General features: G+C 70.2%; 17 protein-coding genes. 13 read left to right on the top strand and 4 right to left on the bottom strand.

Going from position 1 to position 15041, the window contains the following annotated elements:
* The first annotated feature begins 39 nt into the window (after positions 1–39).
* From ACFQW8_RS01120 to lpdA, 12 genes are all read left to right on the top strand, one after another.
* A complete protein-coding gene (locus tag ACFQW8_RS01120; protein WP_380085139.1) occupies positions 40–1440 on the top strand; it encodes a bifunctional folylpolyglutamate synthase/dihydrofolate synthase in 1401 nt (466 codons plus the stop codon).
* Positions 1441–1599: 159 nt separating this feature from the next.
* Positions 1600–1866 (top strand): hypothetical protein, encoded by a 267-nt coding sequence (locus tag ACFQW8_RS01115; protein WP_380085138.1) that lies wholly within the window; start codon positions 1600–1602, stop codon positions 1864–1866.
* Positions 1863–2258, top strand: coding sequence for a DUF4233 domain-containing protein (locus ACFQW8_RS01110; protein ID WP_380085137.1), 396 nt, complete (start codon positions 1863–1865; stop codon positions 2256–2258). The genes ACFQW8_RS01115 and ACFQW8_RS01110 overlap by 4 nt, the downstream gene beginning before the upstream one ends.
* A gap of 9 nt (positions 2259–2267) precedes the next feature.
* Complete coding sequence (gene ndk / locus ACFQW8_RS01105) at positions 2268–2690, top strand: nucleoside-diphosphate kinase (RefSeq protein WP_380085136.1); 423 nt, start codon at positions 2268–2270, stop codon at positions 2688–2690.
* A 127-nt stretch (positions 2691–2817) separates the two neighbouring features.
* Complete coding sequence (locus tag ACFQW8_RS01100; RefSeq protein WP_380085135.1) at positions 2818–4911, top strand: M14 family zinc carboxypeptidase; 2094 nt, start codon at positions 2818–2820, stop codon at positions 4909–4911.
* A 142-nt stretch (positions 4912–5053) separates the two neighbouring features.
* The gene (locus ACFQW8_RS01095; RefSeq protein WP_380085134.1) at positions 5054–5665 is read left to right on the top strand and encodes a sulfite oxidase-like oxidoreductase; all 612 of its coding nucleotides are present in this window, start codon (positions 5054–5056) and stop codon (positions 5663–5665) included.
* Entirely contained in the window at positions 5662–6384 is a 723-nt protein-coding gene (locus ACFQW8_RS01090) for an FAD-binding oxidoreductase (protein ID WP_380085132.1), read from the top strand. The genes ACFQW8_RS01095 and ACFQW8_RS01090 overlap by 4 nt, the downstream gene beginning before the upstream one ends.
* Positions 6385–6480: 96 nt before the next feature.
* Positions 6481–7512: a rod shape-determining protein gene (gene mreB, locus ACFQW8_RS01085; RefSeq protein WP_380085131.1), complete on the top strand. Its 1032-nt coding sequence runs from the start codon at positions 6481–6483 to the stop codon at positions 7510–7512.
* On the top strand, positions 7509–8348 hold the full coding sequence (gene mreC / locus ACFQW8_RS01080) for a rod shape-determining protein MreC (RefSeq protein WP_380085130.1): 840 nt from the start codon (positions 7509–7511) through the stop codon (positions 8346–8348). Before mreB ends, mreC begins: the two co-directional genes overlap by 4 nt.
* A complete protein-coding gene (mreD, locus tag ACFQW8_RS01075; RefSeq protein ID WP_380085129.1) occupies positions 8345–8833 on the top strand; it encodes a rod shape-determining protein MreD in 489 nt (162 codons plus the stop codon). The genes mreC and mreD overlap by 4 nt, the downstream gene beginning before the upstream one ends.
* Positions 8830–10857 carry a penicillin-binding protein 2 gene (gene mrdA / locus ACFQW8_RS01070; protein WP_380085128.1) on the top strand — a complete coding sequence of 676 codons (2028 nt, stop codon included), beginning with the start codon at positions 8830–8832 and terminating at the stop codon, positions 10855–10857. Before mreD ends, mrdA begins: the two co-directional genes overlap by 4 nt.
* Positions 10858–10930: 73 nt before the next feature.
* The gene (lpdA, locus tag ACFQW8_RS01065) at positions 10931–12328 is read left to right on the top strand and encodes a dihydrolipoyl dehydrogenase (protein ID WP_380085127.1); all 1398 of its coding nucleotides are present in this window, start codon (positions 10931–10933) and stop codon (positions 12326–12328) included.
* Positions 12329–12479: 151 nt separating this feature from the next.
* Here the strand turns inward: lpdA and ACFQW8_RS01060 are convergent, their stop codons facing one another.
* The gene (locus ACFQW8_RS01060) at positions 12480–12878 is read right to left on the bottom strand and encodes a VOC family protein (RefSeq protein ID WP_380085126.1); all 399 of its coding nucleotides are present in this window, start codon (positions 12876–12878) and stop codon (positions 12480–12482) included.
* Between the two features lie 138 nt (positions 12879–13016).
* Positions 13017–13325: a helix-turn-helix transcriptional regulator gene (locus tag ACFQW8_RS01055; protein ID WP_380085125.1), complete on the bottom strand. Its 309-nt coding sequence runs from the start codon at positions 13323–13325 to the stop codon at positions 13017–13019.
* Between the two features lie 64 nt (positions 13326–13389).
* On the opposite strand from ACFQW8_RS01055, the gene map reads away from it, so the two are divergent.
* Positions 13390–14163 carry a type I methionyl aminopeptidase gene (map, locus tag ACFQW8_RS01050; protein ID WP_380085124.1) on the top strand — a complete coding sequence of 258 codons (774 nt, stop codon included), beginning with the start codon at positions 13390–13392 and terminating at the stop codon, positions 14161–14163.
* Here the strand turns inward: map and ACFQW8_RS01045 are convergent.
* Together ACFQW8_RS01045 and ACFQW8_RS01040 are read right to left on the bottom strand one after the other, a co-directional pair.
* A complete protein-coding gene (locus tag ACFQW8_RS01045) occupies positions 14144–14605 on the bottom strand; it encodes an SRPBCC family protein (RefSeq protein ID WP_380085123.1) in 462 nt (153 codons plus the stop codon). The two genes, map and ACFQW8_RS01045, sit on opposite strands and share 20 nt — an antisense overlap.
* Positions 14602–14955: an ArsR/SmtB family transcription factor gene (locus tag ACFQW8_RS01040; protein WP_380085122.1), complete on the bottom strand. Its 354-nt coding sequence runs from the start codon at positions 14953–14955 to the stop codon at positions 14602–14604. The genes ACFQW8_RS01045 and ACFQW8_RS01040 overlap by 4 nt, the downstream gene beginning before the upstream one ends.
* Between the last annotated feature and the right edge of the window lie 86 nt (positions 14956–15041).

Here is a 15041-nt window from a genome sequence, read left to right as displayed (position 1 = left end):
CGTCGGCAGCGTCCGGGAGCCGGCGTCCGGGCTGAGAGAATGGGTTCCATGGCACCGGCTCCCGACTCTTCCCAGCGCGAAGCAGCGCGCACCCTCGAGATCATGCAGCGGTTGCGTGAGGTCGAGGAGTCGATCCTCGCCCGCGCGCCCGAGCACGACCTCGAGCCTTCGCTCGACCGCATCCAGGCCGTCATGGAGCTGGCCGGTGACCCACAGCGCACCTATCCGGTCATCCACCTCACGGGGACCAACGGCAAGACGACGACCGCTCGGGTGGTCGAGTCGATCCTGCGCGAGATGGGGCTGACGACAGGCCGGTTCACCTCGCCGCACATGCACACGATGCTCGAGCGGATCGCCATCGGCGGGCGCCCGATCGAGGCCGAGAAGTTCCTGCGCGCCTACGCCGAGGTCCTTCCGCTCATCGAGCTCGTCGACGCGAGGTCGGCGGAGGACGACGAGCCGCGGATGACCTACTTCGAGGTCCTCGTGGCTGTCGCCTACGCGGCGTTCGCCGACGCCCCCGTCGACGTCGCGATCATTGAGGTCGGCATGGGCGGGAGCTGGGACGCGACCAACGTCGCTGACGGGGTCGTCTCGGTCATCACGCCCATCGCCCTCGACCACCAGCACTTCCTCGGCAACACCGTGGGGGCGATCGCGCTCGAGAAGGCCGGGATCATCAAGGCCGACGGCATCGTCATCTCGGCGGAGCAGGACGACCCGGCCGTCATGGCGATCCTCGCCGAGCGCGCCGACGAGGTGGGCGCCCAGATCGCGGTGGAGGGACAGCAGTTCGGGCTCGAGGGTGCAGACGTCGCCGTCGGGGGACAGGCGCTCAGCGTGCGTGGGCTGGCGACGACCTATGGCGACCTCTTCCTCCCGTTCCACGGCGCGCACATGGCGCAGAACGCGACCCTCGCGATCGCCGCCGTCGAGGCCTTCATCGGCGGCGGGGAGCAGGAGCTGGACCTTGACGTGCTCAAGGCAGGGCTCGCGGCGGCGACCTCGCCGGGTCGGCTCGAGGTCGTGCGCCGCAGCCCCACCGTCCTCGTCGACGCGGCGCACAACCCGGCCGGTGCCATCGCCCTGCGCGATGGTCTGCAGGAAGCCTTCACCTTCACCAAGCTCGTCGGTGTCGTCGCGATCCTCAAGGACAAGGACGCGTCCCAGATGCTCGAGATCCTCGAGCCGGTCCTCGACGAGGTCATCGTCACGCGCACGACGTCGGCGCGGGCGATGCGCCCCAACGACCTCGGCGAGATCGCCAAGGGCATCTTCGGTGAGGGTCGCGTGACCGTGGTCGACGACCTCCCCGATGCCCTCGACCGCGCGGCCGGCATCGCCGACGAGAGCGGGGTCGGCGGGGGAGTCCTCGCGACGGGTTCGGTCATCACCGCCGCCGAGGTGCGCATGCTCCTCGGCGTCACCGACGCCTGACCCCGGTCAGGCGTGATGGCTGCGCGGTTGGCGCCGTCCGCGCAGATCGTGGTCCCGCGCGCTCTCGTGGCTGCGCGGCTGGTCAGGGTCTGCACCCCTGACGCCGGCCGCAACGGGCACCCGTCCAGTGAACGGGAGCGGGCCGCATACCCTCATGGCATGCACCCGATCACCAAACTGATCGTCCTCGTCGCCGTCGCGGCGCTGGTCTTCTGGCTCGTGACCAAGCTGCGCGAGAGCACCCGCGGCGACAAGATCAGCTTCCGGCCGGTCGAGGACCTGCCGGCCGAGGTGCAGCAGTCCATCGACCTCGCCCTCGCCAAGGGCAAGAAGGTCACCGCGATCAAGCTCTACCGCCAGGCGACCAAGGCGCCGCTCGAGGCCGCCAAGGCCGCGATCGACGTGCGGGAGTGGAAACGCGGATGACCCGCCTCCCGTTACTGGGGCGGACGGGCACGTTCACCTGGCGGATGCTGGCCACGGTGCTCGGAAGCCAGGCGCTCGTCATCCTGCTCGGCGCCCTGCTCGCCCGCAGCACCGCCATCGCCGACGGAGCCGACAACGCCAGGACCCTGCTGTGGGTGGGTTGCGGGCTCGCGCTCCTCGCGTTCGTCGCGGCCGGGCTGCTCCGCGGTCCGCTCGGGCTGCCGCTCGGCTGGCTCGTCCAGCTGCTCACTTGGCTCAGTGCGATCGTCGTCCCCGCGATGATCGGGGTCGGTCTGATCTTCACCGGGCTCTGGGTCCTCTGCCTCGTCAAGGGCCAGCAGGTCGACGCGATGATGGCGGCCCGCGAGCAGGACGCCGAGACCGGTCGCTAGGGTGGCCGCGTGACCACCGAACGCTCGCTCGTCCTCGTCAAGCCTGACGGCTACGCCCGCGGTCTCTCCGGGGAGGTGCTGCGGCGCATCGAGGCCAAGGGATACACCCTGGTGGCCCTCGCCGTGACGTCCCCGACCCGCGAGATGCTCGCCGCGCACTACGCCGAGCACGAGGGCAAGCCCTTCTACGAGCCGCTCCTCGAGTTCATGTCGTCCGGCCCGGTGACCGCCGCGGTGATCGAGGGACAGGGCTGCATCCCCGGCTTCCGCTCCCTCGCCGGTGCGACGAACCCGACCGACGCCGCGCCCGGCAGCATCCGCGGTGACCTCGGTCGCGACTGGGGCGAGAAGGTGCAGAAGAACATCGTCCACGGTTCTGACTCCGCCGAGTCGGCCGCGCGCGAGATCGGGATCTGGTTCCCCCAGCTCTGAGCGATCTGCACCCTCGCGCCGGCCTCGCCACAAAGATGGCCCGCTCTCACCGGGCAGAACGGCCGGTAGCGCTCTAGGTTGAGGCTCGCGGCCCATCAGGCCGCGTCCCTTGATCGAAGGAGTGGGCATGAGGATCAGTCGAGTCGGGCCGGGGGTGGTGGGCGTCGTCGCGCTGGCCACCATCGGCCTCGTGGGTACGGGAGTCGCCACCGCGGCGCCGCGCCCCAACGCGCAGGACGACAAGGTGCAGATCGTCACCGTGCATGCGTCCACGCAGAAGGAGCGCTCGGCGGTCGACGCCCTGGGCCTCGACACCACGGAGCACGCCGACACCACCGGCGTCGACGTCGTTCTGCACGGAGCGGCCGACGTGGCCAAGCTGCGGGCGTCTGGCAAGAAGTGGACGGTGAAGGTTGCCGACCTGGCGGCCGTGGAGCGGGCCAACAAGGCCAAGGACAAGGCGTACGCCGCGAGCGTGGCCGAGTCCGAGCTCCCCAGTGGGCGCACGGGCTACCGCCACCTGGCCGACTACAACTCCGAGATGGCGGCCCTGGCCGCGAAGTACCCGACGAAGGTCAAGCCCCTCACCCTGGCGAACCCGTCCGTGCTGGGCAAGCCGATCCAGGGCATCGAGATCACCGACAACGCGTCCAACACCAAGGACGGCAAGCCGGTCTTCCTCCTCATGGGTGCCCACCACGCCCGCGAGTGGCCGTCGTCCGAGCACTCGCTGGAGTTCGCCTACGACCTCCTCGAGGGCGGGGACGCGCGCAACGCCGGCCTGCTCAAGAGCATGCGCACCATCGTCGTCCCCGTGGTCAACGTCGACGGGTTCGAGATCTCGCGCAAGGCCGCCCCACTGGGTGACTTCAGCAGGTTCGACTACGAGATGAAGCGCAAGAACTGCGCCATCAGCATCCAGACGCCAGCGGCGTCCCGGACCGGCACCTGCGACAACAACCTCGCGGGTCGTGAGCGCGGCACCGACCCGAACCGCAACTACCCCGGCTTCTGGGGTGGCCCCGGCGCCTCGACCAACTGGCGGAGCGACACCTTCCGCGGTGACGCCCCCGGCGGCGAGCCCGAGGTCGACGCGGTCCGCAAGCTGGTCAGCTCCCGCCAGGTGACCAACCTCATCACCAACCACACCTTCAGCAACCTCATCCTGCGCCCGCCGTCGCTGGCCTCGACCGGGTTCACCCCCGACGAGCTCAAGTACCGCGCGCTCGGCGCGGACATGGCGCAGCACAACGACTACGCCAACATCCCGTCGTTCGGTCTCTACGACACGTCGGGCTCGACCGAGGACTGGAGCTACTGGAACACCGGCGGCCTCGGCTTCACGTTCGAGATCGGCACGGAGGGCTTCCACCCGCCGTACGAGACCGGAGTCGTCGCGGAGTACGCCGGACTCGCCCCCGCAGCCGGGGCAGGCAAGGGTGGCAACCGTGAGGCGTACTACAAGATGGCGGCAGCCACGGTCGACAAGTCCCTGCACTCGACGATCACCGGCAAGGCGCCGGCCAACACCGACCTCACGATCCGCAAGACCTACCAGGGCATGACCTCCCCGGTCATCCAGGCGGATGGCTCCGTGGGAGCACCGATCCCCTTCACCGACGTCCTCACCTCGTCGCTCCAGGGCAAGGGTGGGTCGTTCTCGTGGGCGGTCAACCCGTCGACCCGACCGATCGTCGCCGGTCGCTACGGTCGTGACGCGGTCGCTCCGCAGCAGCCGAGCGCACCGATCCCCAACCCGGCCGGCCTGCCGCCGGTCGGTGGCTCGGAGTTCTCGAACGTCACGATCCAGGGCCTGCCGACCTACGACAACGGCAAGGTGCTCTTCACCTTCGGTTGGCAGGGTCCGAACCCGGATCCCAACGTCGACTGGGACTTCTTCATCTACGACTCGGCCGGCAACCAGGTCGCGTCTGCCGCAACCCTGGCCAACCCGGAGATCGCGGCCGCTCTCGACCCGGTGCCCGGTGGCTACCGCGTCGAGGCCGTGAACTACGGCGGCGGCTCGGCTGCCGACTGGACGGGCACGATGTCCTTCCAGGCGCCGGACCCGGCCATCGTCACCGGCGTCAAGGAGACGTGGAACCTCACCTGCGAGAACAAGCAGGGCAAGGTCCTCGGCACCCGCAGCATCGTCGTCGACCGCGGCGAGACCGTGGACGTCGGCAACCCCTGCAACCGGGGCAAGAACCCGAAGCAGTGACGCTGAAGAGCTGACAGACAGCGCAAGGTATGCCGTCCGCACCCGTGTGCGGGCGGCATACCTGCGTCTGTTCGCCGTGGTCCTGAGTAGGCTGCGGCAAGAACGACTTCTGGCGTGTGCCCCGTCCACGAGGAGAAGCCTGATGCCGGTGACCCGAGGGTTCTTCCGACGCCGCCCCGATGGCCCTGAGGGCCGGTTGCCTCCCGATCAATACGATGTCGGTGGTGGTTGGCCGGTCCTGACCGCCGAGGCCACACCGGGCATTCGGCTCGAGTCGTGGACCCTTCGCATCGACGGCCTCGTGGACCAGCCGACGACCTGGACGTGGGACACCATCCAGCAGCTCCCGAAGTCCGCGTTCCACGGTGACATCCACTGCGTGACGACCTGGTCGAAGTTCGACGTGAGCTTCGCCGGGGTCAGCGTCGACAGCCTGCTCAGCGCTGCGGAGCCGCAGGAGGAGGCACGGTTCGTGATCGCCCACTCCGAGACCGGCTACACCACCAACCTGCCCCTGGCTGACGTCACCGACGGGCGGGCGTGGGTGGTGTGGGAGTACGACGGCAGACCACTGACACCCGAGCACGGCGGCCCGGTTCGGCTGCTGGTTCCGCACCTGTACTTCTGGAAGTCCGCGAAGTGGATCAGCCGTCTCGAGCTGACGGCGGAGGACCGGCCCGGCTTCTGGGAGCGTAACGGCTACCACGACCGCGGCGACCCGTGGCGCGAACAACGCTACGAAGGCGACCAGTGACGACCGACAGCTCCGTAGCGTCCTCGAGCCCGGGCCCGACGGCCTGGACGACCGGCCGCATCATCACCAAGGACTTCCCCTCGCCGGATCTGGTGCGACTGCGCATGCTCGTCGAGGACCGCCATCGCCACTGGCCCGGACAGCACTACCTCGTCCGGTTACGTGCCCCGGACGACTACACGGCCCAGCGGTCGTACTCCATCGCGTCCGACGACAACGACCCACTCGTCGAGTTCCTCATCGAGCGGCTCCCGAACGGCGAGATCTCCGAGTTCCTGGCGGACGTCGCCGAGGTCGGCGACGTCCTCGAGATGCGCGGCCCGATCGGCCGATGGTTCAGGTGGGACACCAAGACCCCGGCGCTCTGCCTGGTCGGCGGGACCGGCGTCGTCCCCGCGGTCGCCATGACGCGCGCAGCTCGGCACCTCGGCCGCGAAGACCTGCTCCGCGTCGTTGCAGTCGCGCGACGCCCTGAGGAGCTGCCCTACGCCGAGGAGCTCGCGCAGGCGGGCGCCACGATCACCTTCACTCGTCTGGCGACGAGCGAACGTGCGGCAGGCGCCCCGACACGAGCGGAGATCGCGCCGCTCCTCGTGGGCATCCAGATCGCGTACGTCTGCGGCTCCTCGCGGTTCGCCCAGTTCGCCGAAGAGCCCTTGATCGAGTCCGGTCTCGAGCCGGCGGCGATCCGCGTCGAACAGTTCGGCGCCACCGGCTGACCACGACAGCGTGCTGTCCACCTCGACTGATGGAGGAGTCCGTGCCCCGCGCGTGTTGGCGAGGGACCGAGAGGCCCGCCGCGTAGCATCGCGAACGTGGCTGGACTGGACCGATGGGTGCGCGCGAGGGACCTCGCGATCGACCTCGGGACGGCCAACACGGTGATCTACGAGCGGGGCCGTGGGGTCGTCCTCGACGAGCCGTCGGTCGTCGCGGTGCGCAGCGGCACCTCCCAGCTCCTCGCCGCCGGCCACCGCGCCAAGGAGATGCTCGGCCGCACGCCCGACTCGGTCAGTGCCGTCCGTCCCCTTCGCGACGGGGTCATCTCCGACGCCGACGTCACGGAGCGGATGCTGCGCTACTTCGTCGACCAGGTGGCGCCCTCGCGCCTGTTCCGGCCGCGGATGGTCGTGTGCGTGCCGAGCGACATCACCAGCGTCGAGCGCCGGGCGCTCGAGGACTCCACACTGCGCTCCGGTGCGCGACGCGTCCACGTCATCGAGGAGCCCATGGCGGCGGCCATCGGAGCCGGACTGCCCATCGAGGAGACGATGGCCTCGATGGTCGTGGACCTCGGCGGCGGGACCACCAACGTCGCCGTCATCAGCCTCGGCGGCATCGTCACGTCGCGCTCGATCCGCACCGGCGGCGACGAGGTCGACGAGGCGATCATCGCCCACGTGAAGTCCGAGTACTCCCTGCTCCTCGGTGAGCGCAGCGCCGAGCAGATCAAGGTCGCGGTCGGGTCGGCGTTCCCGATGCGCCAGGAGCTCAGTGAGCGGGTGCGCGGTCGCGACCTCGTGACCGGCCTGCCCAAGACCGTGTCGATCTCGTCGGTCGAGGTCCGTCGCGCCATCGAGGCACCGGTCCTGCAGATGGTCGAGCTGGCCCGGGCCGTCCTCGACGTCTGCCCGCCCGAGCTCGCCGGCGACATCCTCGAGCGCGGCATCACCCTCACCGGCGGTGGGGCCCTGTTGCGCGGGCTCGCCGAACGGATGCACCACGAGCTGGGCGTCCCCGTCACCGTGGCCGACGACCCGCTGCGGGCCGTCGCCAGGGGTGCCGGCAAGTGCGTCGAGGAGTTCGACACCCTCCACCGCGTCCTCGTCGACAACCGACGGCCGTGAGGGGAGACGCGGCCGACCGCCGACGGCGTCGCCTCGTCGCGCTCGCGGTGCTCGTCACCCTGGCCCTCGTGGTCGTGGACCTCGTGGGAGGCCCCGGCACAGGGCTGCTCCGGCGCGGAGCCGCGACCGTCCTCGGTCCGCTCGAGCGGGTTCTCGCCCCGGCAGGTCGCCCCGGCGAGGACGAGCTCCGTCGCGAGAACGACCGGTTGGCGAGCGAGCTGCGTGAGGCCCGGCTGGCGCGGGAGGGTGGGGCCTCGCTCACGACCCTGCTCGCCTCCGCCTCGACCGCGGGGGCGCGGGTGGTGCCGGCCCGAGTCGTCGGAGTCGGCGCACCCGGACCGCAGGGCATCGTCCGCATCACCATCGACGTCGGCAGCCGCGACGGGGTCAGCGCCGACCGCACCGTCGTCTCGGGCGACGGGCTCGTCGGACGCGTGGAGGCCGTGGCCCCATGGACGTCCGACGTCCTCGTCGTCGGCGGGCCGGACGTCACCGTCGGTGCCACGGTCGGGACGTCGGGTGCCCTGGCGACCGTCGGTGGGTCGGCTGCCCCGGCAGCCGAGCGCGCCCCGGGCGAGCTCGGCCTCACGCTCGTCCAGAGCGGCACGCTCCGTGTCGGAGACCAGGTGCGCACCCTGGGAAGCGTCGGAGGCCGCCCGTTCGTCGCTGGTGTCCTCGTCGGGACGGTGAGCGAGGTCGAGCCCCGTCGCGGACGCCTCGCACCGACGGGCACCGTGCGACCTGCCGTGGACGTGGGTCGGCTGTCGGTCGTCGGTGTCCTCCTCACCGGGCCTCGGACCACCCCACGACCGAACGTCACCGGGGGAGCGTCATGACCGTGCCGGGCGCGGTCCTGCGTGGCGCCCTCCTGCTCGTCGGGGCCGTCCTCGTGGTGACGCTGGGCGCCCGTCACCTCGCTCCGCTGCCCGACCTCGTCCTCGTGGTCGTCGCGTCGGCGGCGCTACGCGCCGGACCACGTGCCGGCCTCCTCACCGGCCTGGCCGGCGGATGGCTCCTCGACCTGCTCCCGCCCGGTTCGGCGGTGCTCGGCACCCAGGCCCTTCTGTATGCCGTGTGCGGCTTCGCCGTCGGGCTCGCCCGTCGCCCCGGTCGGGTGTCGCTCGTCTGGGTCGTCGCCGTGATCGCGGTCGCCGGCTGCGGACTGGAAGCGGTGCGGGCCCTGCTCGCCCTGGCGCAGGGTGTCCCGGTCGATGTCGGCTCCTCGCTGGGTCGCGTGCTGGCCACCGCGACCGTCGGACTCCTGCTGGTACCCCTGTTCAACGTCGTCGAGCGGCACGCAGAGCACCGGAGGTTCGCGTGACCGACATCGGCATCCGACCCAGGGACGGGTCGGCGCACCAGGGCCGGTTCCTGGCCGCCGGCGCGGTGGTCGCGCTGCTCTTCGTCGCGCTCTTCGGTCGGCTGGGCCAGGTGCAGCTCACCGAGCACTCCGACTACACCGCCGCAGCTGCAGCTCTCAACACGCGCGAGATCATCGTCCCCGCGGTGCGTGGTCGCATCCTCGACCGCACCGGGAAACCGTTGGCGGACAACACGTCCGTCACCGTGGTGACGCTCGAGCGGCGCGTCGTCGCCGAGAGCGACGACGCGGCTCGTGGCCTGCTCACGCGGGTGGCCCAGACCCTCGGGCGCCCCCTGGACGAGCTCCTGGCCCGCACGCACCTGTGCGGCGAGGAGGGCGCTCCTCCAGCGCCGGCGTGCTGGTCCGGGTCGCCCCAGGTGCCCATCCCGATCGCGAGCGGCGTCGATGCGCAGCGCGCCCTCAGCCTCGTCGAGAGGCCGGACCTCTTCCCCGGAGTGTCCGTCGAAGCGGTGCCGGTGCGGCGCTACCCCGCGCCCCTGGGCGTCAACGCGGCCCACCTGCTCGGCTACCTCGGCCGGGCCACCGACAAGGAGGTCGCGGCGACCGAGGCAGGCGCCGGCGTGATCACCGCGGACGACCTCGTGGGGCGCGCGGGACTCGAGCAGCAGTACGACACGGCCCTGCGCGGCACCCCCGGTCGCACCACCGTGTCCGTCGACCCACGCGGTCTCGTCACGGGTGTCGTGTCGCGGGTCGACCCGGTGCCGGGGCGCGACCTGGTGACGAGCATCGACGCGTCCGTCCAGGCCGCCACCGAGAAGGCGTTGGCTCGTGAGATGGCTGCGGCGCGCACGCGCGGGCAACCTGCCGACTCGGGGGGTGCGGTCGTGCTGGACGTCACGTCCGGGCAGGTGCTGGCCTCGGCGAGCGCCCCGACCTATGACCCCAACGTGTGGACAGGGGGCATCTCGGCCAAGGAGTACGCCGCGCTCACCGCACCCACGGCCGGGACGCCGCTCCTCTCGCGGGTGACCGGGTCGGCGACTGCTCCGGCGTCGACCCTCAAGGCGCTGAGCGTGCCTGCGGCAGTGGCTGCCGGGAGGCCTTTGTCGGGGACCTACGAGTGCGGGTCGAGCTATCGGATCGGCAATCGGGAGTTCAGGAACTTCGAGTCGCGTGCCTATGGCCCGATCAGCTTCCACAGGGCCATCGAGGTCTCCTGCGACACGGTCTTCTATGACGTCGCCTACCGGTCGTGGCTCGCTCTCGGGGGACTCAGGGGGGCAGACGCCAAGGACCCGTTCATCACGACGGTCCGGGACTTCGGGCTCGGCAAGCGGTCGGGCATCGACCTCCCCGACGAGAGCGCGGGCCGTATCCCGGACCGCACCTGGAAGCGTGCCGTCTGGGACGACACCAAGGACGGGACCTGCAGGCGGGCGAAGTCCGGCTACCCCGAGGTGGCGCGCGACGATCCGGCGCGGGCGGCATACCTCAAGGCGTTAGCCGGCGAGAACTGCACCTCGGGTGCCCTGTTCCGGGCCGGTGATGCCGCGAACTTCTCGATCGGCCAGGGCGACGTCGCGACGACGCCCCTGCAGATGGGCGTGGCGTATGCCGCGGTCGCCGGGGGCGGAGTCGTGCGCACCCCGCGTGTGGGCGTGAGGGTCGTCGACCCTGTCTCCGGTGTGGCACAGGCCATTCCGCCGGGACCGGTCCATCGGGCCGCGCTTCCCGAGGCGGTGGCGACCTATGTGCACTCTGCCCTTCGCGCGGTCGTCGTGTCCGGCACCGGTGCGCCGGCGTTCACGGGCATGCCGGCGGACTGGCCTGTCTCGGGCAAGACGGGGACGGCGGAGGTCTTCGGCAAGTCGGACACGTCGTGGTTCGTGTCCTACGCCCCGACGAACAGGCCCCGGTATGCCGTGTCCGTCGCCGTGAGCCAGGGCGGCCACGGCAGCGACACGGCCGCGCCGATCTCACGCTCGATCCACGAGGCCCTGCGGCTGCTGCCCCGCTGAGCGAGTCACCGACCTGTTGCGAGTGGCGGGGGAGCGCGACGGGAGCGGACGGCATACAACTAGTCTTTGTCCCATGGCTGATTTCGATGTTGTCGTCCTTGGTGCCGGTCCCGGCGGATACGTCGCGGCGATCCGCGCCTCGCAGCTGGGTCTCAAGGCCGCTGTCGTGGAGTCCAAGTACTGGGGCGGCGTCTGCCTCAACGTCGGGTGCATCCCGTCCAAGGCGCTGATCAAGAACGCCGAGCTCGCGCACACGCTGCAGCATGACAAGGCGAAGTTCGGCATCGAGGGTGACGCGACGATGTCCTACGGCCCGACGCACAAGCGCTCGCGCCAGGTCTCGTCCGGCATCGTCAAGGGTGTCCACTTCCTCATGAAGAAGAACAAGATCGAGGAGATCGACGGCTGGGGCACGCTCACCAGCCCTACGTCGATGGACATCGCGCTCAACTCGGGTGACAAGCGCACGGTCACCTTCGACAAGCTCATCATCGCGGCTGGCGCCGTGACCCGCATGCTCCCCGGCATGGAGGTCTCCAAGAACGTCGTGACCTACGAGGAGCAGATCCTCGACGAGAACTTGCCCGGCTCGATCGTCATCGCCGGCTCGGGTGCCATCGGCGTCGAGTTCGCCTACGTCATGAAGAACTTCGGCGTCGACGTGACGATCGTGGAGTTCCTCGACCGGATGGTCCCGACCGAGGACGCCGACGTCTCCAAGGAGCTGCTCAAGCACTACAAGAAGCTCGGCGTGAAGGTGATGCTCTCGACCAAGGTCGACGGCGTCGAGGACACCGGCTCCGGGGTCAAGGTCACCGTGGCCCCGGCCGCCGGCGGCGACTCGCAGGTGCTCGAGGCCGACAAGTTCATGTCGGCGATCGGGTTCGCCCCGCGCACCGAGGGCTACGGCCTCGAAGCCATCGGGGTCAAGCTCACCGACCGCGGCGCCGTCGAGATCGACGACTACTGCCGCACCAACGTCGAGAACGTCTATGCCATCGGCGACTGCACCGCCAAGCTGATGCTCGCCCACGTCGCGGAGGCCCAGGGCATCGTCGCCGCCGAGACCATCGCCGGTGCCGAGACCATGCCGATCGAGTACGACTTCATCCCGCGAGCGACCTACTGCCACCCGCAGATCGGCTCGTTCGGCTACTCCGAGGCCCAGGCCAGGGAGAAGGGCTACGACGTCAAGACCGCGACGTTCCCCTTCAGCGCCAACGGCAAGGCGATGGGGCTCGGCGACGCCGTCGGCTTCGTCAAGATCGTCGCCGACGCCAAGCACAACGAGATCCTCGGCGCGCACATGATCGGCCCTGACGTCACCGAGCTGCTGCCCGTCCTCAACCTCGCGCAGAAGTGGGACCTCACCGCCGACGAGGTCGCCCGCAACGTCTTCGCCCACCCGACGCTGTCCGAGGCCGTCAAGGAGTCGGTCCACGGCATCGCCGGCCACATGATCAACCTCTGAGGCCACAGCAACGTGACGCACGGGCGAAAGCCTGTGTGCCGTTCGCCGCTGGCTGGGCCTGGCGGGAGCGCGGAGTGCGGTCTACGCGCGCAGCGCGGATGGGACTGCGGCGAACGGCATACAGGCGTGGAGCCGACGGCGAGGCGACAGATCAGGGCATGCCGGTGCCGAGGTTGAGGATGTTGCCGTCGGGGTCCGTGAACCACACGCTCTTGAAGGTGCTTTCGCCGTCGCCAGAGGTGGCGACTCCGTCGTCCCATTCCATGCCGTCGACGTCGAAGGTCTGGAACGTCACGCCCTTCGAGCGCAGCTCGGTCACGGCTGTGTCGAACTCGTCTTCGGGCAGCTCGAACATCATCGCCGTCGCCTTGTTCGTGCCTGCGAACTCGGACGTGTAGACGAAGAAGGCGCCGGAGCCCGACTGGTAGGTGATGCCCTGGTCCATCATCTCGGTCCCGGGTGAGAGGCCCAGAGTGCCTTCATAGAACTCGCGAGCCCGCGCAAGATCCGAGACGCCGAGGGTGGTGACGGGGGTGTGGTCGCCGATCATGTCTTCTCCCTGGGCGGACCGGACGACCCTCGCTCGATCGGCCCACTCGAGCGTAGGGGTGCTGCCCCCGCCCGGGCAATGGCCGATCCGGCCACCGCGCGGGTTTCGGGTGGGCCAACCCCCGGGCCTCGCGACGCGCTAGGACGCCAGGCGTCCGCGCGCCCGATGGGACGGTCGGCCCGGTCCCGGGGCCACCTCGGTGCCGGCCGGGTTGATCTCGGCCCACACCACGTCGAGAGAGAGGCCGAGGACCTCGGAGATGGCGGCGATGGTCGGGAAGGCGGGAGTGGCGACGCGCCCGGACTCGATCTTGCGGAGGGTCTCGGGCGAGATGCCCGCGTCGAGGGCGATGTCGAGCATCGGACGCTCGCCCCTCGCGTCGCGCAGCAAGGCGCCGAGGCGCTGTCCGCGCTCGATCTCGGCGGGGGTGAGTGGAAGCCTGACCATGCTCGCACTCTAGCCGGGATAGTCTTACCGGGATAGTTATTGGTTCCAGGCCGGGAGGCACTGCATGATCGAGATCCTGAACACCACCGAGCTGGCCCGGGCCCGAGGGGCCGGTGCCCTGGTCGCCGACATCCTGCAGTCGCTCAAGAAGCGCGCCACCGTCGGGACGAACCTCCTCGAGATCGACCAGTGGGCCAAGACGATGATGCTCGAGGCGGGAGCCGAGTCCTGCTACGTCGACTACGCGCCGTCCTTCGGGCGGGGCCCCTTCGGCCACTACATCTGCACCTCTGTGAATGACGCCGTCCTGCACGGCCTCCCGCACGACTACGCGTTGGCGGACGGCGACCTGCTCTCGCTCGACCTCGCAGTCTCCCTCCGCGGCGTCGTCGCCGACTCGGCGATCAGCTTCGTCGTGGGCGACTCACCCTCGGCCGCGGACCTCGCGATGATCGACGCGACCGAGCGGGCGTTGCGGGCCGGGATCGCTGCCGCCCGGCCGGGCGCGAGGGTGGGGGACATCTCCCACGCGATCGGCGTCGTCCTCACAGAGGCGGGCTACCCGATCAACCTCCAGTTCGGTGGCCATGGCGTCGGGTCGACGATGCACCAGGACCCGCACGTCTCCAACACGGGGCAGCCCGGGCGCGGCTACAAGCTGCGGTCGGGGCTGCTCCTCGCCCTGGAACCCTGGGTCATGGCCGACACCGACGAGCTCGTCACCGATGACGACGGCTGGACGCTGCGGAGCGCGACGGGGTGCCGGACGGCCCACAGCGAGCACACGATCGCCATCACCGACGGTGGAGCGGAGATCCTCACCCTGTCGACGGCTTGAGGGTCGCCGGGGGCAGCGGTGAGCCGGTCTCGAGCAGCGACTTGAGCGAGTCGAGGACCCAGACCCACCCGTCGCGGACGTTCTCCGACGTGCGGGGGCTGTCCTCGAGCGCGCTGTGGGTCAGGCGCAGGTGGGTCATCCCCTCGCCGGCCCGGGTCAGGACCCAGGCCACCCGGCTGGCCGGCTCTGCGGCGAGGTCATCGTCATAGACCGGGTGCCAGGTGTGGACGAGACGGTGGGGCGGCTCGACCTCCTGGACGACGCCCTCGACCGCGACGCGACCGTCGGGGAGGTGGGTCCGGAAGGCCTCGCCGACGACCGGCGGCGACGCCCAGTGCGTGGCGTGGAAGTACAGGCGCGTCGACTCCGGGTCGGTGAGGGCGTGCCAGACCTCCTCGATCTCGGCGCGGATGTAGAGCTGGTAGACGTGCTGGGTGGTCATGGCCGCTCCTCGGTGGGTGCGTGGGACGTGTGGTGGTTCTCCGCCGCGCCCTTGAGGTCGAGGAGCGTGCGGGTGAACGGTTGCGCGTACTTGCTGACCCAGCGGTCGGCGATCTGCGCGATGGGCACGGGGTTGAGGTGGTGTCGCTTCTCTCGGCCGACCTTCTCGGTGGCGACGAGGTCTGCCTCCTCGAGGAGGGTGAGGTGCTTCATCACCGCAAACCGGGTGACGCGGGGAAAGAGCGCGACGAGCTGACCGACGCTCTGGCCGTCGTCGTTGAAGAGGGCGTCGAGGATGGCTCGTCGGGTCGGGTCGGCCAGCGCCCGGAAGACGGCCTGCTCCGCGTTCACAGCTCCAGTATGTGACCAAATGGTCACATGTCAACCGTGCGAACGCCTCCTCATTCCGCACCGCCCGGTATGCCGTGACGATCGCC

This window comes from Knoellia altitudinis, assembly GCF_042666355.1.
In the GTDB taxonomy this organism is placed as follows: domain Bacteria; phylum Actinomycetota; class Actinomycetes; order Actinomycetales; family Dermatophilaceae; genus Knoellia; species Knoellia altitudinis.
The sequence above is the reverse complement of the archived record's forward strand: the minus strand, read 5'-3'. Positions and strand labels throughout refer to the sequence as shown.

What these genes read in the sequence shown, in the direction of transcription:
- lpdA (WP_380085127.1), top strand. Translation starts at nt 10,931, where the DNA reads ATGGCTGATTTCGATGTTGTCGTCCTTGGTGCCGGTCCCGGCGGATAC.
- ACFQW8_RS01110 (WP_380085137.1), top strand. Translation starts at nt 1,863, where the DNA reads ATGACCCGCCTCCCGTTACTGGGGCGGACGGGCACGTTCACCTGGCGG.
- ACFQW8_RS01115 (WP_380085138.1), top strand. Translation starts at nt 1,600, where the DNA reads ATGCACCCGATCACCAAACTGATCGTCCTCGTCGCCGTCGCGGCGCTG.
- ACFQW8_RS01095 (WP_380085134.1), top strand. Translation starts at nt 5,054, where the DNA reads ATGCCGGTGACCCGAGGGTTCTTCCGACGCCGCCCCGATGGCCCTGAG.
- mreD (WP_380085129.1), top strand. Translation starts at nt 8,345, where the DNA reads ATGACCGTGCCGGGCGCGGTCCTGCGTGGCGCCCTCCTGCTCGTCGGG.
- ACFQW8_RS01060 (WP_380085126.1), bottom strand. Translation starts at nt 12,878, where the DNA reads ATGATCGGCGACCACACCCCCGTCACCACCCTCGGCGTCTCGGATCTT.
- ACFQW8_RS01100 (WP_380085135.1), top strand. Translation starts at nt 2,818, where the DNA reads ATGAGGATCAGTCGAGTCGGGCCGGGGGTGGTGGGCGTCGTCGCGCTG.
- ACFQW8_RS01055 (WP_380085125.1), bottom strand. Translation starts at nt 13,325, where the DNA reads ATGGTCAGGCTTCCACTCACCCCCGCCGAGATCGAGCGCGGACAGCGC.
- ACFQW8_RS01045 (WP_380085123.1), bottom strand. Translation starts at nt 14,605, where the DNA reads ATGACCACCCAGCACGTCTACCAGCTCTACATCCGCGCCGAGATCGAG.
- ACFQW8_RS01120 (WP_380085139.1), top strand. Translation starts at nt 40, where the DNA reads ATGGGTTCCATGGCACCGGCTCCCGACTCTTCCCAGCGCGAAGCAGCG.
- map (WP_380085124.1), top strand. Translation starts at nt 13,390, where the DNA reads ATGATCGAGATCCTGAACACCACCGAGCTGGCCCGGGCCCGAGGGGCC.